17 protein-coding genes are annotated in these 19,370 nt (G+C 65.4%); 4 read left to right on the top strand and 13 right to left on the bottom strand.

Translation table 11 applies throughout. The annotated features are described in order from the left end of the window. The first annotated feature begins 68 nt into the window (after nucleotides 1–68). Entirely contained in the window at nucleotides 69–2,414 is a 2,346-nt protein-coding gene (locus tag VGE27_RS05235) for a TonB-dependent receptor (RefSeq protein ID WP_331048581.1), read from the top strand. Between the two features lie 57 nt (nucleotides 2,415–2,471). On the opposite strand, the gene VGE27_RS05230 is transcribed toward VGE27_RS05235, so the two are convergent. The 13 genes from VGE27_RS05230 to VGE27_RS05170 all read right to left on the bottom strand — a co-directional run bounded on the left by VGE27_RS05230 (nucleotide 2,472) and on the right by VGE27_RS05170 (nucleotide 15,656). Further along, nucleotides 2,472–3,437 (bottom strand): deoxyribonuclease IV, encoded by a 966-nt coding sequence (locus tag VGE27_RS05230; RefSeq protein WP_331048580.1) that lies wholly within the window; start codon nucleotides 3,435–3,437, stop codon nucleotides 2,472–2,474. A 16-nt stretch (nucleotides 3,438–3,453) separates the two neighbouring features. Then, the gene (locus VGE27_RS05225) at nucleotides 3,454–4,659 is read right to left on the bottom strand and encodes a murein hydrolase activator EnvC family protein (protein WP_331048579.1); all 1,206 of its coding nucleotides are present in this window, start codon (nucleotides 4,657–4,659) and stop codon (nucleotides 3,454–3,456) included. A gap of 8 nt (nucleotides 4,660–4,667) precedes the next feature. Beyond that, the gene (locus tag VGE27_RS05220) at nucleotides 4,668–5,528 is read right to left on the bottom strand and encodes a cell division protein FtsX (RefSeq protein WP_331048578.1); all 861 of its coding nucleotides are present in this window, start codon (nucleotides 5,526–5,528) and stop codon (nucleotides 4,668–4,670) included. Beyond that, nucleotides 5,525–6,247 (bottom strand): cell division ATP-binding protein FtsE, encoded by a 723-nt coding sequence (ftsE, locus tag VGE27_RS05215; protein WP_331048577.1) that lies wholly within the window; start codon nucleotides 6,245–6,247, stop codon nucleotides 5,525–5,527. The genes VGE27_RS05220 and ftsE overlap by 4 nt, the downstream gene beginning before the upstream one ends. Continuing rightward, nucleotides 6,247–7,167, bottom strand: a complete 921-nt coding sequence (locus VGE27_RS05210) for a PLP-dependent transferase (protein ID WP_331048576.1) — start codon at nucleotides 7,165–7,167, stop codon at nucleotides 6,247–6,249. The genes ftsE and VGE27_RS05210 overlap by 1 nt, the downstream gene beginning before the upstream one ends. A 2-nt stretch (nucleotides 7,168–7,169) precedes the next feature. Continuing rightward, nucleotides 7,170–7,532, bottom strand: coding sequence for a hypothetical protein (locus tag VGE27_RS05205; protein WP_331048575.1), 363 nt, complete (start codon nucleotides 7,530–7,532; stop codon nucleotides 7,170–7,172). Next, the gene (locus tag VGE27_RS05200; RefSeq protein ID WP_331048574.1) at nucleotides 7,529–8,086 is read right to left on the bottom strand and encodes a hypothetical protein; all 558 of its coding nucleotides are present in this window, start codon (nucleotides 8,084–8,086) and stop codon (nucleotides 7,529–7,531) included. The genes VGE27_RS05205 and VGE27_RS05200 overlap by 4 nt, the downstream gene beginning before the upstream one ends. Continuing rightward, nucleotides 8,083–9,042, bottom strand: a complete 960-nt coding sequence (locus VGE27_RS05195) for an ATP-binding protein (RefSeq protein WP_331048573.1) — start codon at nucleotides 9,040–9,042, stop codon at nucleotides 8,083–8,085. Before VGE27_RS05195 ends, VGE27_RS05200 begins: the two co-directional genes overlap by 4 nt. After that, complete coding sequence (locus VGE27_RS05190; RefSeq protein ID WP_331048572.1) at nucleotides 9,039–10,061, bottom strand: hypothetical protein; 1,023 nt, start codon at nucleotides 10,059–10,061, stop codon at nucleotides 9,039–9,041. Before VGE27_RS05190 ends, VGE27_RS05195 begins: the two co-directional genes overlap by 4 nt. A gap of 75 nt (nucleotides 10,062–10,136) precedes the next feature. Then, a complete protein-coding gene (locus VGE27_RS05185) occupies nucleotides 10,137–11,153 on the bottom strand; it encodes an ROK family protein (RefSeq protein WP_331048571.1) in 1,017 nt (338 codons plus the stop codon). Nucleotides 11,154–11,193: 40 nt separating this feature from the next. Next, on the bottom strand, nucleotides 11,194–12,243 hold the full coding sequence (gene waaF, locus VGE27_RS05180; RefSeq protein WP_331048570.1) for a lipopolysaccharide heptosyltransferase II: 1,050 nt from the start codon (nucleotides 12,241–12,243) through the stop codon (nucleotides 11,194–11,196). Between the two features lie 20 nt (nucleotides 12,244–12,263). Beyond that, complete coding sequence (lepA, locus tag VGE27_RS05175) at nucleotides 12,264–14,060, bottom strand: translation elongation factor 4 (RefSeq protein WP_331048569.1); 1,797 nt, start codon at nucleotides 14,058–14,060, stop codon at nucleotides 12,264–12,266. Between the two features lie 141 nt (nucleotides 14,061–14,201). After that, on the bottom strand, nucleotides 14,202–15,656 hold the full coding sequence (locus tag VGE27_RS05170; protein ID WP_331048568.1) for a hypothetical protein: 1,455 nt from the start codon (nucleotides 15,654–15,656) through the stop codon (nucleotides 14,202–14,204). A 165-nt stretch (nucleotides 15,657–15,821) separates the two neighbouring features. Here VGE27_RS05170 and VGE27_RS05165 point away from each other — a divergent pair, with 165 nt between their 5' ends. From VGE27_RS05165 to VGE27_RS05155, 3 genes are all read left to right on the top strand, one after another. Continuing rightward, nucleotides 15,822–16,730 carry a DUF58 domain-containing protein gene (locus VGE27_RS05165; RefSeq protein ID WP_331048567.1) on the top strand — a complete coding sequence of 303 codons (909 nt, stop codon included), beginning with the start codon at nucleotides 15,822–15,824 and terminating at the stop codon, nucleotides 16,728–16,730. Between the two features lie 90 nt (nucleotides 16,731–16,820). Next, complete coding sequence (locus tag VGE27_RS05160; protein ID WP_331048566.1) at nucleotides 16,821–18,215, top strand: carboxypeptidase-like regulatory domain-containing protein; 1,395 nt, start codon at nucleotides 16,821–16,823, stop codon at nucleotides 18,213–18,215. A gap of 130 nt (nucleotides 18,216–18,345) precedes the next feature. Next, nucleotides 18,346–19,370, top strand: a 1,025-nt coding sequence (locus VGE27_RS05155; RefSeq protein WP_331048565.1) for a VWA domain-containing protein, incomplete at its 3' end; no start/stop codon positions are given.

Here is a 19,370-nt window from a genome sequence, read left to right as displayed (position 1 = left end):
GCCTGCCAGTGCACCGGTGTGCCTTCGAGGCATGCCGCTCACTCCGTACGTTCAGGTGGGTTTACAACATGTTTCGCTCGTTCTTCCGGATCACGGAGGCGCGCCGCGTGGCGTCGCTCCGTGCGGCCGTCTTCGTGCTCGCACTCGGGCTGGTCCTCCCGTGTCTCGCTGCCGCGCCGCTTCAGGCGCAGAGCGCGTCCGTACTCGGCGTGGTCAAGGACTCCCTCGGTGCGCCGCTTTCCAACGTCCAGATCGTCGCCAGCGGCAGCAATCGCTCGGCACTTTCCGACGAGCGCGGTGAATTCGCGCTTCGCGGGTTGCCAGCCGGCACCTATCATCTCGATCTCGTGCGCATCGGCTATTCCAGCGCACACCAGGTGGTGACCGTCGCGCCGGGTGGTGGTGACGTGCGCGTCTCCATCGTCATGCACGTGGCCACAGTGCGCCTCAGCTCCGTCAACGTCACGGCCACACCAACCGGCAGTGACCCGCTCGACATCACCCAGGCCACGGTGCAGCTGGGCGGCAAGGAACTGCAGCGTGCGCTCAGCACCTCCGTAGGGCAGACGCTGGCGAAGGAACCGGGTATGGCCTCGCGCTACAACGGCCCGATGGCCGCCACGCCGGTGATTCGCGGCCTCACGGGCGAGCGCGTGCTCGTACTGCAGGATGGTGAGCGCACGGGTGACCTGTCCTCGGCGGCGGCCGATCACATGAACGCCGTCGATCCGAGCAGTGCCGAACGCATCGAGGTCATTCGCGGTCCGGCATCGCTGCTGTACGGCAACAACGCACTGGGTGGTGTGGTGAACGTCATTTCCAATGACATCCCCACGAGCATTCCCACAAAGGCGTCGGGATACCTGCTTGGGCAGGGTGAGTCGGCCACGCCGGGTGGCGTGGGTGGGGTGGGGCTGACGTTGCCGCTCGGATCGCAGTTCGCGATCACGGCGCGTGGCGGATTGCGCGACTTCTCGGAGACGCGTGTGGGTGGCGGTGCCAAGCAGCTCAACACCAACGGCAGTTCGCAGAACTTCACGGTGGGCGCGGGCTTCGTCGGTTCACGTCTGTCGCTTGGTGGTGTGTATCGCCAGATGGATTTCGAGTACGGTCTGCCGTACGACTCCGGCGATGACCACGATCATGACCACGACGGCGAAGAGGACCACGAAGCCGGCCACGGTCACGGCAAGGTGCGCCTGGATGGTGTGCGTCGTGTCGGCTCGTTCCAGGGCTCGCTGAACACCGGTTCATCGGCCTTGCCGACGATCAAGGTCGACCAGTCCGTGCAGACGTACCGCCACGCTGAGATCGAAGAGAGCGGCGAGGTGGGCACGCGCTTCAGTTTGAACACGCAGACGACCAACATCACGGCGCGCACTCGTTTGGGGCGTGCCGCCGGTGCGGTGGGCGTGCAGGGCATCTTCCGCCAGTACCAGCCGGTGGGGGAGGAAGCGTTCACGCCTGCTGCGGACAACCGCAATGTGGCGGCGTTCATCTTCCAGGAGTTCCCCATCTCCCGCAGTGCCGATGCCGAACACGCGCCGCGCCTGCAACTGGGTGCGCGCTACGATCGCTTCACCATCGAGACCAACCCGGGCGACGAAGCCGATCGGTTTGGTGCTGCGCGCACGCGCAACTTCGACAACATGGCCGGCTCCATCGGTCTGAGCGTGCCGGTGGCAGAAGGCGTCTCCGTTTCGGCCAACGCCTCACGCGGCTTCCGCGCGCCGTCGGTGGAAGAACTCTATGCCAACGGCTTCCACGCGGCGGTGGGCACGTTCGACGTGGGCAATGCCAACCTCAAGGCCGAACAGAGCACGGGACTCGAGGCTGGCCTCCGGGCGCAGTCATCGCGCGTGTTCGCGCAGCTCAACGGCTACTACAACCGCATCGACGGTTACATCACGCCGGTCGCATTGGCCACGCCGGTCATCGTTGAGGGTGAGGAAGTGCCGTCGGTGACGTTCGCTGGCCGTGATGCCGTACTGGCGGGTGTGGAAGGGCAGGTGGAGTCGAAGCTGGTGCATCACTTCGTCGGCGGCCTGATGGGTGACTACACCCGCGCTTCCATTCGCAACAGCGACGACGTGCTGCCGTACATTCCGGCGGGTCGCGTGGGCGCTTCGCTGCGCTATGACAACGGCCGCATTTCCATGGGTGGTGATGTGCGCCGCGTGTTCGCGCAGAACCGCGTCACGGGCGACGAACTCGACGTGGCCACCGATTCCTACACGTTGCTCGATCTGAGTGCGAGCTGGCTGTTCACCCTCGCCGGGCGACAGGTACACTCGGTCACGTTGCGCGTGGACAACGCGTTCGACGAGCAGTATCGCGAGGCCACCAGCCGCATCAAGCGGTTCGCCTACAACCCGGGGCGCAACATCGCCCTCGTGTACAAGGTGCTGTACTGAGGCCCGGTATCGACGACGTGAATCCGCAGGCGGTCCTCCGTGGCCGCCTGCGGTGTTTTATAGCCCGGCAGCGTAGCCGCGCAGCCGATGCAGCATGCGCGCATCCGTTTCCGCTGGTGCGTCGCCCTTGGGCGTCTCGAGCACCTTGGGAATGCGGGCCAGTCGCTCGTCGGTCATGATGCGACGAAACACGTCAGCGCCAAGATTGCCTTCACCAATGAGATCATGCCGGTCGAGGTGAGAGCCCAGCCGCGCCTTCGAGTCATTCAGGTGCAGGCAGCCGAGTGACGCCATTCCCAGCGCGTCATCGTAGCGTGCCCACATGTCGTCGTAGGCATTGATGAGGTCATAACCCGCGGCCCACACATGCGCGGTGTCGAGACAGACACCCATACGCGTCCGCAGCGCCGGCGGGATACGCGAGAGCAGGTCCGCCATCTCCTCGAACGTGGATCCCAGCACGGTGCCCTGTCCGGCGGTCAGCTCCATGAGCAGGCGCGTATCACCGGGCTCCGCCTCGAGCGCTTCGATGATGCCATCTGCGTTGCGCGCGATGCCGTCCTCCCGCACATCGATGAAATTGCCGGGATGCGATACCAGTGCGTCGAGCCCCAGGGCGTGGCACCGACGCAGTTCGGCGCGAAAGCTCTGAATCGAACGCTCGCGCAGTTCGGGCACGGGTGACGCGAGGTTGATCAGGTAGGAGTCATGCGCGCAGCACCACTGCACGCGCGTTGCGCTCAGTGCCTCGCGAAATCTCATCGCCTCGCCAGGCTCCACTTCGCGCTCCGCCCAGCGATTGGCCTGCTTGGTGAAGATCTGCATGGCCGTGGCGCTCACTTCCCGTGCCCGGGGGGCGGCTTCCCACGAACCGCCTGCCACCGACATGTGCGCACCCAGCGGCCCACGATCCAGATCGGCATCACCCCCGTCGAGCACGATCGGTGCATCGAGCAGTGGCGCCTTGCCGGCAGGTGCTCTGCGGGCCGCGAGCTTTGTCGCCGGCTTCGTTGAGGGCTTCAAAGCAGCGACTCCGGCCTCAACGCTGTCCGCGCAGCCACTCGAGTGGGTCGACTGCGCGCCCCTTGGGCCGGATCTCGAAGTGCAGATGTGGCGGCAGTTCAGGGTCCGTGTCACCCACGGTGCCCAGGATCTGGCCCTTGGTCACCTGCTGCCCGCGTCGCACATCGATGCGTTGCAACGAGCCATACACCGAGTAGTCACCACCACCGTGCTGCACGATGACGGTAGGGCCATACGTGCCCACGTTGTCCGCCAGTACCACCTCACCGGATGAAATGGACTTCACCGTGGTACCGGTATTGGCCCCGATACCGATGCCATTCCATCGTGTGGTGGTGTTGTTCGGATTCACCACGCGCCCGAAGCGATAGAGAATCGTCCCGTCCACCGGCCAATCGAGCTTACCGAGATCTGACGTACGAATGGACGATGGCGCAGCCGGCCGTGCATTCGGCGCCATCTCGGCGCGGCGCCGCGCGGTTTCAAGCGCTGCGATGGCGCCTGCGATGCGCGATTCGTCTCGCGTGAGCTGCTGCAGACGGGCACGGGTCTGCGCCGCTGATTGCTGCACCTGATTCAGGTTGCGCTGACGGCGTGTTTCGAGGTCCGCGAGCCGTCGGGCTTCGCGGGACTTCTCCTGCCGGTTGCGCTCCACGTCATCCTGCAATCGCACCAGCAGCATGCGCTGATTGATGATCTGGTCGCGCAACCCTTCCACGCGTCGCACCAGTGTGCGATCGCGCAGCGCCAGTTCATGCAGGTACTTGTAACGGGCCACCAGGCTGGCAAAGGAATGCGCTGACAGCATGGCTTCCACATCATACAGGCTGCCGCGCTTGTAGATCTCCACCATGCGCCGCTGCAGGGCCGAGCGCTTGTCGCCGAGCTCCTTTTCGGCTTTTACGAGACCGGAGCCCGCCTTGGTCACTTCGTCGTTGATCGTGGCAAGCTGCCGATCCAGCGCGTCCACCAGCCGCCGCGTGGTCTGCCGCTGGGCCTCGAGGTTGTTGACTTCTTCGGTGAGTGTGCGCGCCGAACGCTGCAACTGGTTCATGCGTGCTTCCAGATCACCGCGCTCACGCCGCAACTTGTCCAGCTCCTGCTGTTGCTGGCGCAGTCGCTGGTCGGCGCTCTGTGGCGGCTGTGCGCCTGCGGCCTGCGCGTCGGCGCCCGCAATCGGGGCGAGCAACGCGAAGATGCCGACCAGGAGCCTCGGCATCATGGCGTTCATCAGGGCTCGCGCCACACCTGACGCAGGTGACGACCTACCGAAAGCCAACTGCCGACGAGGCCGAGCATGCCGCCAGCCAGCACGCCCAGCATCACCTGCTCGCCAGTGAAGAACGTGGTGGCCATGAGATTGCGCGACACCATGGTGGCCGTGCCCCACGCCATCAACACGGCCAACGCGCCGCCCAGCAATCCCTTGATCGTGCCGTCGAGCAGGTAGGGCAGGCGCACGAACCAGTTGGTGGCACCTACCAGGCGCATGATCTCGATCTCACGTGTGCGCGCGAGGATGGCCATGCGGATGGTCGAACCGATGATGATGATGGCCACCATCGCGAACACCGCGCCAAGCACGGATCCGGCGAGTCCAGCGATGTTGCGGATGCGATAGAGCTTCTCCACCCATTCGCGGCCGTAGCGCACTTCATCGACCACCGCAAAGGTCTCGAGCTTGCGCGAGAGCTGCTGCACGCGATCCGGATCGCGGAACCCTTCCTTGAGGCGTAGCTCCACGGAACCGGGAAGGAACGTGCCTTCCATGACATCACGGAACTCATCGAGTTCCGCGCGGGCGCGTTGGAGCGCCGAGTCGGGCGAGACGTAGCCCACATCGGCGACTTCGGGGAAGTTCACGATCCCGCGAATGAGTTCTTCCACCTGCGCATCGCGCGCGCCGTCCACCAGGAAGGCGCGGATCTCCACGCGGTCCTCGATGTCACGCAGCGCCGAACGGATGTTGATCGCCACGAGCCCAAACAGCCCGAAGGCGAAGAGCGAGAAGGCGATCGTGATCACCCCCAGCACGGCCAACAAAGGGGCGCGGCGAAACGCCAGCAGGACTTCCCGCAGTGCCAGCCTCATCGCCGTCCCCGCATGTCGGCCAGAAGACGCGCTGTGTCGGTGCCGTCGAACACCAGCTCGCCTTTGTCGAGTTCGAGGAATCGCAGGTTGGAGCGCTGGATCATGCCCACATCGTGCGTGGCCATGAGCACCGCTGTTCCCCGTGCGTTGATCTCGCGAAGCAGCAGGAAGATCGCGTGCGTGGCCCGGTCGTCGAGATTGCCGGTGGGCTCGTCGGCCAGGAGCAGGAACGGATCGTTGGCCAGTGCGCGGGCGATGGCTACGCGCTGCTGTTCACCACCAGACAATTCGTGCGGATAGGCCGTCGCTTTGGACGCCAGTCCAACCTGCGTCAGCAGGCGTGCCACCTTCGGCGCAATCTGCGCGTGCGGTGAACCGGTGACTTCGAGCGCAAAGGCCACGTTCTGCTCGGCGGTGCGATCGGGCAGCAGGCGGAAGTCCTGGAAAACGATGCCCAGGCGGCGGCGCAGCTGTGGAATCTCGCGGGGCTTGATCGTCGAACTCGAGTAGCCGGACACGCGTACCTCGCCGAGCGAGGGACGTTCGGCCATCGACAGCAGCTTGAGCAGCGTGCTCTTGCCTGCGCCGCTGTGCCCCACGAGGAAGACGAATTCTCCCTTGCGCAGCTCGAACGACACGCCGCGCAGTGCGGAGCCCGATCGATAGTCCTTGGACGCGTTGGAGACGCGCACGATGCCCGATGCCGACAGATCCGACACTACGACAATGCCTCTGCAAGACGTTCCATGAGCAGTTCCGGTGCTTCGAGCCCCACGTACAACCTGATCGCCGACGCTTCCGCTGCGCGCACCGCGTGGGTGCTGTGCGTACCGCGCCAGGCGCTGGTGGGTGTGGGTTCGTGGCCGATGAGTACATCGAGGCAGCGGGTCGCACGGGCCACTGAATCGAGCCTCAGGACCAGCGTGGTGCTGCCGGCGCGCGTGACGTTGCTGTCGTGGTGGAGCGGCGCATCAACGCGCTGCACCGACGACTGTGAAGCGGCCCATGCCGCCAGTGTGGCCGTCGACGCGCTTTGACGCTGGACACGCACTTCGAGTGTGTCCAGTTCGCGATCGAGCTGGGCCAATGCGGCGGGATGCGGCACGGCACCCCACATCAGCATCTTGGCGCGCACTTCCTCGATCACGCCCTCCGACCCGCACACCACACCCGCGGCATTGCCTCCCGCTCCATCGAGCAGGAACGCCGCGTCGTGAATGACCACGTCGGCACCATGATCGAGGGGCCGGAAGAGCACCGGAGAAGCGGCCGTGCTGTCCACCAGCAGCGCAATGCCCAGCTCACGGGCGAGCATGCGCGGCGGCTTGCAGTCCACCACCTGCGCGTCTTCCATCGACGGCGTTTCGAGCAACAAGACCCGCGTGGTGCGCTCGAGCCCTCGGCGCCAGCCTCGCGTGTCGCGTGGGTCGATGAAGGACACCGCCACGCCCAGTGCCGGCAGCTCCTGCTGCAACAACGTGCGGGTGCTTTCGCGAATGAGGCTACTCGCGAGCAGGTGGTCGCCAGGACGCAGCAGGGCAAGAATGGAACAGGTCGTCGCCGCCATGCCACTCGCCAGAACGAGAGCTGCTTCCGCGCCCTCCAGTTCCGCGAGGCGGTGCGACAGGGAATCACGCACGGTCAAGCACGATCAGGCGCCGATGCTGGACGGGCATCGGTGTCGATGCGGACGATGCGGATCACCTCGGACAAGGCGGCCCCCGCCACATCGCGCAGCACGACGCCGCCGCGGGGGAGCGTTTCGTCCAGTTCCAGCACTGCGAGTTCCGAACGCCGCTCGGAGACCACCCGCACGAGCTCTCCTTCGCTCACGAGGCGTACCACGGCATCATCGGGACGCATGCGCACCATCGGGCCACGCACTTCGTCACGCAGCTTGGTCGCGATGTAGCCGACGACCTGCAGCGGAGGGGAGAAGCCGCTGAACATGCTCAGCTTCCGGCCACCGAGACGTCGGTCTTTTGGGTCCTTCGGGTCCTTCATGGGGTGCCTCGCACCGTGCCCGGCACGGCGTAGCGGTCTTCTTCTCGCATCAGCAGCCGCCGACGAACCAGCAGATCGAGCTGTACCTGCGCCGCCACGACATCGACACGCAGCGTACGGGCCACGTCGTCGGCAGTGACGGGCCCATGGTCACATACCACGTCCCAATGCGCGCGTTCCACATCTTCCACATGGCCGAAGAGTTCGGCTTCGCCTTCGTGCCACGACACCAGTGCGAGGGCATGTCGTTCCAGCACCGTTTCGATGGGATCGATGTGACCGTCGTGGATGCCGCGGAAGGTGAGGTAGCCGGACTGATCCTCGTCGCGCGTGAAGCGCAGCAACAGCTTGGCGACGATCTCGTCCGCGCAGGAGAAATCCAGCAGGTTGACCTGCGAGAAGTCGATGGTGGTGACGGCTGGACGAGGCTGTTCACTCACCTGCTGTTCGATGGCGGAACGCACGGCCGCACCGGTGGGGCGGGTGACCAGATTGGAGTACAGGTCGCACACCGTGCCACGCAGCACCGTGCCCACATCGATATGGGCGTTCATCGGGCGCTCCGGCCGCGCGCCCGTGGCGCGGTGGACGCACGGCTCGCGCCACGCGATGCATCAGAGGGGTCGGCCAGACGCTCCGGTACGATCACCTGCATCTGCGAACCGGGGAAATAGGGCAGTGCCTCCGTGAGCGGCATGTCCTCGTCCCAGTCGGGCGTGATCGCAATGCGGGCCGTGCCACTGCGCACGGTGAGCTTCCCGTTCCACCGGCTGATGAAGCGACGGATACCAGCAATACCCTGACCACGCCCGTTGTCGCGGAACCGATGGCGGCTCACGGCGCGCAGTACGGCGTCCTCGAGCGCCATGGCGTCGTCCCATCGGTCGTTGACCCGATGCGTCGGCGAGCTCTCGAGCGACTTCCGGAAACCAATCCCGGCGTCGCACACGGCGATCACCACCACGCGGCGGCCCAGGCGGCGCGTGTACTTGTACGTCTGCACTGCGACCCAGCCGCCCAGCTCCGCGTGCTCCACGATGTTCTGACACGCCTCGCTCAGCGTCATGCCGAAGGCGCCCGTGGCCGCCGACTCCAGGTTGAGCTGCCCATGCAGGATGTCGGCGGCTTTCTGGTGGATGCGACCCACCACACCATGCACGTCTTCGGTGGCGGTGATCGGCGTGATCTCCAGCAGCACATCACTTTCGTGTGCTTCCCGCTCGCGCGGCACCGCACCGTGCAGGTCGTACAACTCTGCCGCATAACGGAAGAAACCCGTGCGTGACCAATACGACAGCGTGTCCGCCGTTTCCGGCACCGCGAAGCTCATACGCTCGCCGCGCGACTGTGCCACGCACAGGAGGGCGGTCAGCCCGTATGGCGAAGCCCAACGCGCATGCCGTGCGTCGACCAGGATCTTCTCACCCTCAGGCACCGGCGCAAGCTGTTCGATGACCTGCTCGAACGTCTGCTCGTCGAGTGACTGCGGCACGCTGATGACGATGGTCACGTGGTGCTGAGTTCTCCGCGAAGATGATTCGCGAGCCCCGTGGCTCCGCGATGTTCGACGTTGCGCGCTGCGGCCCGATGTGCGGCTGCCATCGCCTCTGTGAACATATCACCCGCAAGCAGCCGTGAGAAATGGGTTGCGCCCCAGACATCACCACAACCGGTGGGATCTCCGGGCCCGTCGACACGCGGAACATCCGCCGGCACCAGCGCCGTGCGCACTGCCCCAAACGCCCCGGATCCGCCACGTGGCGATGTGGAGAGCGCAACGTTGTGACCTCTGCGAGTGGGGAGTTGGGACAGTCGATCGAAACCGGGAGCCGCGAAGTACGCCGCACCGCGCTTGCCCAGTGTCACACACAGCAGTGACACGCCCGCCGCAAGGGCCGTTGCGGCCAGGGCCATCGAGTCCGGCGCCATCAGCGCCATTTCGTCTTCGTTCACCTGCAGCACGTCGAAACAGGCACACCACTCGGCCACATTCGGCAGCGGACGCGGCACACGCAGGCCGTCCGCCTGCACGGCCATGACCAGCATGTGCAGGTCGCAGTAGATGGGACCACGGAAGTGCGCGCGAATGAACTGCATCGTTTCGAGATCCAGCTCCCATCCACTCAGCAGGTTCACATATAAAGCATCGACGCGCGCAGCCTCCAGCACTGGCTTGAGTCCCAGCCAGGTCCACCCCGGCACACCCCCGGTCAGGTGCTCGCTACGCCGCTCGTCGTCGAGATAGCGCAGCTCTACACGGTTGTTCGGATACGGGACGCCGATCAGCTCGATGTCCGGCGCCATGCGCCGCAACGAACGACAGAACACGCGCGCGCGATCGACCAGGTCGTAGCCGACCTTGGCGATAGGCACAATCTCCCATTCGTCCGTCAACGCGGCGTCAAGCGCCGAGAGAGAATAGGTGATACCACCCCATTCTTCGATGGGGACACTGCGACCGTCTCGGCCGTGCAGCACATCCCAAACGAATGAGCCGATCACGCCCAGGCGTTGTTTGCCACCACTCATGGAATTTCCGGTTGGCTCAGGAGACGTGCTGCATGATGTCTGGCGCGGAGCGCAGGCTCACGACGCCAGGTGACGTCAGGCCGGCGGCTGGCCGGTGGACTGGGCGATGAAGGCGGCCACCGCTCCCACCACGCCAGCGGTGCCGGGCAATGTGCCAGGCACAATGTGACAGCGTTCAGACACACTCTTGAAGGCGCGTCGGCGCACTTCCTTGCGCAGCGGCTCGAACAGCGCGTCACCGGCCTGCGTGACGCCGCCGGCAATCACCACCACATCGGGATTGAAGATGTTGAGCAGATTGGCCAGACCGGCTCCCAGCACGCGCGCCGTATCGCGCACGATCTCCAGGGCCACCGCATCACCCTGACCGGCGGCGTCGTACACCACCGCGGCGGTGATGCGCGTGAGGTCACCATCGACCATCGTGCGCAGCATGGACGATTCCTCGTTGGCGAGCGCTTCGCGGGCTCGCCCTGCAATGGCGCTACCGGACGCATACGCCTCGAGGCAGCCGTAATTGCCACAACCACAGCGACGGCCGTTGAGATCGATCGTCGTGTGCCCGATTTCGCCCGCGGCATCGCTCGATCCGTGATAGACCTTTCGATCGACGATGATGCCACCGCCCACGCCGGTGCCGATGGTCACGCCGATGACATTCACCCCACCGCGCGCTGCCCCGAGCCACCACTCGCCATAGGTCGCGCAATTGGCATCGTTGTCCACTTGCACGGGCAGCCCCGTCAACTGCGACATCGGCACCGCCAACTCGCGATTGTGCCAGTCGAGGTTGGGCGCCTTGAGCACGCGTCCACTCATGCGATCCACTGTGCCCGGCGCGCCGACACCGACGCCAATGAACGCTTCGCGCGACGCCCCAGTCTCCTGCATGGTGGCATCGATCGTTTCGTTCACCATGCGGGCCATGCGCGCGATCACGGCATCGGCGCCCTCGCCGGCCAAGGTCGGTGCGGACTGCAAGCCATGCAGCTTGGAACCGTCGAGCGCCATCGCGCCGACCACGATGTTCGTGCCACCCAGGTCGACGCCGACGGCGTACTGCGCGGGCACTGCGGGGAGGGAGTCAGCCATGAGCCGGAAAGATAATCGCCGCGAACCGAGTCAGCGCTGCTTAGGCCAGTCCGGCCGCTTGCCGCGCCACCTGTTCGGCCGTCATGGTCCGCATGCAGTTCCAGTGCACCAGCGGGCACTGCTGCGGTCCATGGGCGTGGCAGGGCCGGCAGGCGAGCTCCATGCCCATCACGGCCTGTCGTTCAGCCAGCGGCCCAAAACCCAGCGAGGGTACCGTCGGGCCGAACAACGCCACGGTGGGCGTGTTCATCGCGGAGGCGAGGTGCAGCGGCGCAGAGTCGTTCGTCACCAGCAGCCGGCAACGGGAGAGCAGGGCGGCGGAACCGAGCAGCGACAACTTGCCCGTCGCGTCGACCACCGCCGTGTGATGCGCTCCCGATGCCTTCACACGATCGGCAATGGCTGCGGCGAGCGGCGCATCAGTGGCCGCACCAATGACCACCAGTCTGGCACCGGTCAGGGAGTGGTGCGCTGCGGCTTCCTCGAGCAGTGCCGCAGCGAGCGCAGGGTAGTGCGGCCAGCGTTTGGTGGCCCAGACACTGCCCGGTGCGAGCGCAATGAGCGGCATGTCCTCGGCAATGCCTTCACCGCTCAGCAGCGCGTGCACGTGCGCCTGATCGTCAGCACCCGGATACAGACTCGGACGCAACGACGGCGCACGCTCGCCCGGCGCTGCATCCGTCTGGGAGGCGAGCGACCACAACCGCGCCGCGTGATGCCAGTCGGCGCGATAGTGCACGCGCTTCGAATACAGCAGGCGTCCCGCGGATCGGCCGAAACCGATGCGCTCCGGTATGCGCGCGTACCACGCCAGGGCCGCGGTGCGCATGGAACCCTGCGCCAGATACGCGCGGGTGGCGCCGGTCTCGCGAAGGCGGGCGGCTACCCGATTGAATCCCCGCCACCCGGCATCGCTCCGGCGCTTGTCGAACACGATGACACTGGCCACGGCCGGATGATGGGCCAGCACACCGGCATTGGCCGGTGTGGCCACCACATGCACCGGGCCCTCACGCGCCAATCGCTCCAGCAATGGCGTCGTGAGGACCATGTCTCCCAGAAAGCTGGTCTGCAGCACCGCGCTGACCACGGGGGTGACCTCGTGCGCGACTAGTCGACCTGCAGCACGGCCAGGAAGGCCTCCTGCGGGATCTCGACGCTGCCGACCTGCTTCATGCGCTTCTTACCTTCCTTCTGCTTCTCGAGGAGCTTCCGCTTCCGGGAGATGTCACCGCCGTAGCACTTCGCGAGCACGTCCTTGCGAAGCGGCTTCACGGTCTCTCGCGCGATGACCTTCTGGCCGATGGTCGCCTGAATGGCCACTTCGAACAGCTGGCGCGGAATGAGTTCCTTGAGCTTCTCCGCCACCTTGCGGCCCCACTCGTACGCCTTGTCCTTGTGCACGATCACGGAGAACGCGTCGATCGCGTCGCCGTTGATGAGCATGTCGAGGCGCACGAGGTCACTGGAGCGATACTCCAGCATCTCGTAGTCGAGCGAGGCATACCCGCGGCTCACCGTCTTCATCTTGTCGAAGAAGTCGAGAATGATCTCGCCGAGGGGGAATTCCCAGTCGAGCTCCACGCGCACCGTGTCGAGGAAGCGCGTGTTCTTGTAGATGCCGCGACGCTCCATCCCGAGCGTCATGATGGGGCCGATGTACTCGGCCGGGCACATGATACGGGCACGCACGTACGGTTCCTGCACGTCGTCGATGACGACAGCCGCCGGCATGAGTGCCGGGTTTTCGACCAGCATCTCCGTGCCATCCGTCTTGGTCACGTGGTACTCCACGCTCGGCACCGTGGTGACGAGATCGAGGTCGTACTCACGTTCGAGACGCTCCTGCACGATTTCCATGTGCAGCAGGCCGAGGAAGCCGCATCGGAAGCCGAAGCCCAGCGCGGTCGACGTCTCGGGCTCGTACTGCAATGAGGCGTCGTTGAGCTTCATCTTCTCGAGCGCATCACGCAGCGTTTCGTACTGCGTCGTGTCGGTCGGGTAGATACCCGCGAACACGAAGGACTTCACTTCCTGATAGCCAGGCAGGGCTTCGGCGGCGCGGTTGTCCTTGTCGAAGATCGTGTCGCCAGCGCGCGTTTCGCGGACCGAACGCACGGCAGCGAGCACGTAGCCCACTTCACCGGCGCGCAGCACATCAGTGGGCACCTGACGCAGCTGCAAGTACCCCACTTCGGCGATTTCGTAGACGTTGTCCGACGCGCCGAAGGTGATCTTCATGCCCTTGCGGAGCTCACCATCGACCACGCGCACGCTGGGAATGGCGCCGCGATACTTGTCGTAGTACGAGTCGAAGATCAGCGCACGGAGTGGGCCGTCGAGCTCACCTTTCGGCGGCGGCACACGCTTCACGATTTCCTCGAGTAGCTCCGGCACACCGGTACCTTCCTTGCCGCTCACGCACAGCACGTCTTCCGGCAGGCAGCCAATCAGGTCGACCACTTCCTGACGGCGGCGTTCCGGTTCGGCACCCGGCAAGTCGATCTTGTTGAGCACCGGGATGATCTCGAGCCCGGCGTCCATCGCGAGGAACAGGTTCGACAGTGTCTGGGCCTGAATGCCTTGTGACGCATCGACCACCAGGATCGCGCCTTCGCAGGCGGCGAGTGAGCGCGAGACTTCGTAGGTGAAGTCGACGTGCCCCGGCGTGTCGATGAGATTGAGCTCGTACGACTGCCCATCGCCGGCCGCGTAGCTCATGCGCACAGCGTTCAGCTTGATCGTGATGCCGCGCTCACGCTCGAGGTCGAGCGTGTCGAGCACCTGCGATTTCATTTCTCGCTTCTGCAACGTGCCCGTCTTCTCGATCAGCCGGTCCGCCAGCGTGGACTTGCCGTGATCGATGTGCGCGACGATGCAGAAGTTGCGGATGTGACTGAGATGCAACGGAGGTCCGGCTGATAGGGAACGGAAGGACAGCCTTGAAAGCTAATCGACCCGGGCCGCCGATTGGGAATCACGGCTCAAATACGAACCGCCCCACCGGGTGGGTGGGGCGGTTCGTCAATGCCGGACATTTGGAGCCGCTCAGGGCGTACCGGTCCCGCGCTGGTCGGGCGGGGAAACCGGGATGATGGAGCCATCGCTGCGAGGAGCGGGTGCAGGGCGTGGCGCTTCGTCCTTGGGCGCTACCGCAGGGCCTGACCTGGCCGGGTTTCCGGTCGGGAACTCTCGGCCGCGCGTTGGCGAGGCGCCGCGCGCTGATGATCCGTCCGAGGAGTTTCCCGCCGACTGGGCGCGGTTCCCGTTCTCGGTGATGGCACGGTTCCGGTTCCAGCCCGACCGCTCATACCGCCGCTCCTCATCGCGGCGCCGGGCCTCCCGCAGAGCGGCGTCTCCCGCTGCGTCGACGGTGGTGGAGCCGGGCAGCGCACGCGTCTTGTTCCACGGCCGTTCGTCGGCCACGACCGACGGGAAGCGTCGTTCGCTGCCCGTTTCTCCCCGTCGCCATGCGGAGGGCTCAAACGCAGGTGAGGGCGCTGATGATCCGGTGCCCCCGAAGTCGTCTGTGCCCAACCGAGTGGCCGGTGTGGGCGGCTTCGGTGTCTGCGCAGAGTCGACCGGCGTGGTGTCAGCGGGCGTGCCCGGACGGGGGCGAGGCAAAAGGCCGGGCCACCACGCGATGCGATAGTCGCCACACCGCGGATTGTCGCGGAGGTATGGCCCGACGAGCGAGAACATCGAGCCGTAGAACATCGCCGGAACTCCCAGGCCCATGCCGCCCAGCCCGAAGGAAAACGGCGACCATCCGTATAGCGAGAACCCGAACGCGTCCCGCACCGCATCATAGTCGCTGAATATGGTCCCCCCGAACCAGCCAAGGGTCGCGATGCGTCGGTAGTAGCTCGAACGGCCCGAGCAGGCATTGTCGAAGTACCAGGACTCAGCGAACTGACTGACGGGTATCGGATCGGGTGCGGTGGCGACCGCTACGGAGAATTCCGCATCCGGGCCGAAGACAGACTTCCCCAGTACATCGAGCATCTCTTCCTGGCTCGTGACCAGGGTGTCGAGCAGGAGGTCGTCGGCCCACTGCGGACCAAAACGGAACTGATCCAGATTCGGCTTGGAACGTGAGGCGAAGGCGACGACCAGCGGGGCCTCACCGAAGTTCACCAGGTGAAAGAGCTCCCGTCGCCCTAACTCCCGGGCCAGGATGCTTCGACCCGAACGGATGCGGGTGTCGAGCCCGGGCCGGCGTGGCGAGAGCACCTGAATCGGGACATCCTGGCGTCCGCGGGTGACCGCGAACATGACCACATGCGACTCCTCATTCACCTTCATGGAAATGCCAGGCCACTGCGCCAGCGCCATCACGCTGTTCACACCGTAGATCCGGACCTGAGGCACCGCGCGTTCATGGTTTGCTGCTGTTATCGCTGGCACCTGCGCATTGAGTGCCGGTGACGCCGCGGCCGAGGCAAGCGATAGGCCGACGGCCAATAGGCCGAGGCCTTTGAGGGAATTTCCCAACTGGACCATTGGAGACCTCCGCAGACGAGCGGGGAGTGCTGCAGGACAGTGATCTCGGTTACTGCACTTGGCGCCAATGTACGACCTTGGGCTTACCCGTCAATTGGACCATCTCCCGCGCGGTTGGTCACATCGACTGCCGCAAAACCGGTGACCTGCGCGTATCCTACGGTCATGAGCCAACCCCGTGCTGACCAACTCGATCCTGCCGTGCTGGCCGCCCTCGGCCACCTGGAACTGGTGTCCCGCTGGGTCGTGGATGGCTTCATCACCGGACTCCATCGTTCGCCGCGCAAGGGGTTTTCGGTGGAGTTTGCCGAACATCGCCCGTATATGCCGGGCGACGATTTGCGGTACCTCGACTGGCGTATCGCGGGCCGAGCTGACCGCTGGGTGATCAAGCAGTTCGAGGAAGAGACGAACGCCCGGGCCATGCTCGTGCTGGACGTGTCAGCGTCGATGCAGTGGACTGGTGACCCGTCGCGCCTGACCAAGCTGGCGTATGCGGAGCGGCTGGCCTCGGCGATGGCGCTGCTGTTGCTCCGCCAGCGTGACGCGGTCGGGCTGGTGCGCTTCGACGCGGGACTGCGGGATGTGGTGCCCCCTCGTTCGGCGCGCACGCAGTGGCGTCGGTTGATGGCGGCGTTCACGGAGCCGGGCGGCGGTGCCGATTCGCAGGTGGCACCAGCGCTCCTGCAGGCCGGCAAGCTGGTGCGGCGCCCGGGTTTTGTGGTACTGCTATCCGACCTGCTCACCGACTCGGCGCCTGTGGCGGATGCCGCACGTACGCTGCGTGCCCGTGGCCACGAGGTACTGGTGCTGCATGTCATGGACCCGGCCGAACGCGACTTTCCCGACTCCGGCGAGGCGCGCTATCGCGATCCGGAAACGCGGGCAGAAGTCCCCGCCTCACCCGGCGACGTACGGCATACCTATCAGACGACGGTGCAGGAAGCGTTGGCTGAGTGGCGGCAGGCACTCGGCCGCGCCGGTGCGCGCTATGCGCTGGCGTACACGGACGAACCGTTTGGACGTGCCCTGCGGCATCTGGTTGGTGTGAATGGCCGCGGAGCGATGGTTTAGCGCCGAAGACTCAGTGGACTTCGGAGAAGGAAACACTGCGTCCTGAACGCAATCGTTCGATCATAGGTCGTCGCCCTCAATGCCATTCTGATGAGCTTGCGAATGCGTGTCGTCCGCACCTGTGTGTTGGTCGGTTTGATACCGGCTGCTGCGCAAATGCAGGAACGGCATCCCGAAGTCGCGCGAGCTCCCACGTCTGCCGTGGCTGGTGTGGTCATCGACGGCTTGACCGAACAACCGCTCAATGAGGCCTCGGTGGAACTCGTCGCGGTGACGAATCCGTCTCACCTGCGAACAGCGCGAACGGATCAGGCTGGACGTTTCCACTTTGATAGTGTGCCAGCGGGACAGTACATGATCGGTTTCGAACATCCCCGTCTCGATTCGCGGCTACTCCCTCAATTCGTGCAGGCCATCGAGGTGCCCGAGGGGAGCGCACTTCCTGAGACCAGGTTTTTCACACCGCGAGCACGGGCACTCGTCGAGATTTTCTGCGACGGCACCCCAGACTCAGCGCGTGCTGGCCTCATGATCGGACGCCTGCGCGGGCAGGGGAATGCCCTTGCGACTATGAGTGGCGGTGGAGTCCTGAAGCGCGTTCGGGCCTCCTGGGGCCAACTGCGAATCGAAGAGACCGGTGTACACATCGCGGAAGATTCGTCAGTAGCCCGATTCGAGACGCCATCCGCGTTCGTCATATGCGGGCTCCCAATGGACGGCGTCGTCGCCGTGCAGGCGTGGATGGGCAGAGACTCCTCGGCGGCCGTAGATCTCACGGTACCATCGCATGGTGTCTTGGTGCGGGATATCGTGATCGGACAATCCGAGGTCGGCCCGCGTCTGCGTCTGACGGGAAGTGTCCGCGACAGCGCAGGAGCACCTGTGGCCAGAGCCCGTGTCGCGACGAATGATCGACGGAAGGAGACCCTCACCAATCCCGAAGGTGCATTCGTGCTCGACGGGCTTCCCGGAGGCACACAATCGATCGAGGTGCGCGCTCTGGGCTATCTGCCCCGTCGCGTAGTCGTGGACCTCGTGGGCGATACCACCCGACCCACGGTCTTCGAGTTGCAGAGGGCTGCTCCCGTGCTGTCCGCAGTGAGTATCACCGCCAGGCGCTCGTATGCCGGTTTCGAAACTCGGCGCCAGCGTCGGCCGGCGGCAGTCTTTCTCGACGAGGAGACGATCCAGCGACGACAGCCATGGGTCGTGGCAGATCTGATGAGACTGCAACTGGGCGTCCGGGTGCTCCCCACGGGCTCCTTCGGGCCCACGATCATGATGCGGAGCTCGGACCGGAGGCCCTGCGAACCCACGGTGTTCGTGGACGGTGAACCGTGGTTGATCAGGACCCGAGACCTCGACGCGTTCGTGGATATTGCCGCGGTTCGCGCAATGGAGATCTACGCGGTGCCGGGAGAAGTCCCGCCGGAGTTTCCCACGGATGGGCTCTGTGGCGCCATAGTCATTTGGACCCGTCCCTGAGCCCTCGAGGCCCGTCGGTATCTCTGCGGCTCGCCTTGCCCGACGGTATGTCGTTCGGGCAGTATTCGCGGTCGCTCATCCTCTTCCCGTGCCTCCGGTGTCCGATGCATCGCTTGCATAGCAGCCGCTGATGGCGTTTCTCGCTCCTGCCTTTCTCGCACTCGCCGCCTTGGCGGGTGTGCCGTTGCTCGTGCACCTGCTGCGCCGGAAGATCGGTCGCACGGTCGACTTTCCCGCTGTGCGCTACCTGGCGCGCATGGAGCAGGAGCACAGCCGTGAGCTGAAGCTGCGCAACCGGATGTTGCTGCTGCTCCGCATCCTGGCCGTGATCGCCCTTGCATTGGCTGCGGCGCGCCCCATTGCCCGACTGTTCGGTGTGGGGCATGCCCCCATCGCGCTGGCCGTGGTGCTCGACAACTCCATGAGCACCGGCGTGGCCCGCGATGGCCGGGTGCTCTTCGACTCATTACGGTCTGACGTGCGCGCGCTGCTCACGCAGCTCAGCGGAGAGGACCGCGCATGGATTGTCACCGCTGATGGTCGTGTGATCGGCGGCGCACCGGCCACGCTGCAGCAGTCGCTCAATACCATCACGCCGCTCGGCGGTCGTGGTGACCTCGCGGTCGCCACTCAACGCGCCCTGGGCCTTGCTCGCAGCGGTGCGCCCCGCACACCGGTGGTCGCGATGGTGAGCGATGGCCAGCAGTCGGCGTTCCGCGGCGACAGTCTCGTGGACGCCGGTGACATTCCGGTCGTGCTGCTGCAGCACGGCGCCGCCAACGTGCGCAATCGTGCCATCGTTGCGGCCGACCCGATGCCTGTTCGTTGGACACCGGGCGGTGACGTCACACTCGCCATCGTATCTCCCGATTCAGCGGCCTGGCGCCTTTCGCTCGACGGACGCACCGTCGCTCGTGGCGTACTGCCGGCGGCGACCAGCCAGGCGCCGTCGCGTGCGACACAGCGTCTGGCCAGCAGCAGCAATGGCTGGATTCGTGGCAGCGTCGAACTCGATGCCGACGAACTCCGCGCCGATGACACGCGCTGGTTTGCGGTGCGTGTCGCCCCGCCTCCAACGGTGGCCATTCGTACGCAGGGCGGTCCGTTCCTCTCCGCCGCCCTGGGCACGCTGGTGGACGAAGGACGGCTGGCCCG

This window comes from Gemmatimonas sp. (assembly GCF_036405635.1).
Classification (GTDB): domain Bacteria; phylum Gemmatimonadota; class Gemmatimonadetes; order Gemmatimonadales; family Gemmatimonadaceae; genus Gemmatimonas.
This window is presented reverse-complemented; position numbering and strand designations above follow the sequence as displayed.

Excerpts from the sequence above, each read along its gene's own strand:
- VGE27_RS05235 (WP_331048581.1), top strand. The coding sequence starts at position 69 with ATGTTTCGCTCGTTCTTCCGGATCACGGAGGCGCGCCGCGTGGCGTCG.
- VGE27_RS05225 (WP_331048579.1), bottom strand. The coding sequence starts at position 4,659 with ATGATGCCGAGGCTCCTGGTCGGCATCTTCGCGTTGCTCGCCCCGATT.
- VGE27_RS05220 (WP_331048578.1), bottom strand. The coding sequence starts at position 5,528 with ATGAGGCTGGCACTGCGGGAAGTCCTGCTGGCGTTTCGCCGCGCCCCT.
- VGE27_RS05205 (WP_331048575.1), bottom strand. The coding sequence starts at position 7,532 with ATGAAGGACCCGAAGGACCCAAAAGACCGACGTCTCGGTGGCCGGAAG.
- VGE27_RS05200 (WP_331048574.1), bottom strand. The coding sequence starts at position 8,086 with ATGAACGCCCATATCGATGTGGGCACGGTGCTGCGTGGCACGGTGTGC.
- VGE27_RS05190 (WP_331048572.1), bottom strand. The coding sequence starts at position 10,061 with ATGAGTGGTGGCAAACAACGCCTGGGCGTGATCGGCTCATTCGTTTGG.
- VGE27_RS05185 (WP_331048571.1), bottom strand. The coding sequence starts at position 11,153 with ATGGCTGACTCCCTCCCCGCAGTGCCCGCGCAGTACGCCGTCGGCGTC.
- VGE27_RS05170 (WP_331048568.1), bottom strand. The coding sequence starts at position 15,656 with ATGGTCCAGTTGGGAAATTCCCTCAAAGGCCTCGGCCTATTGGCCGTC.
- VGE27_RS05165 (WP_331048567.1), top strand. The coding sequence starts at position 15,822 with ATGAGCCAACCCCGTGCTGACCAACTCGATCCTGCCGTGCTGGCCGCC.
- VGE27_RS05160 (WP_331048566.1), top strand. The coding sequence starts at position 16,821 with ATGAGCTTGCGAATGCGTGTCGTCCGCACCTGTGTGTTGGTCGGTTTG.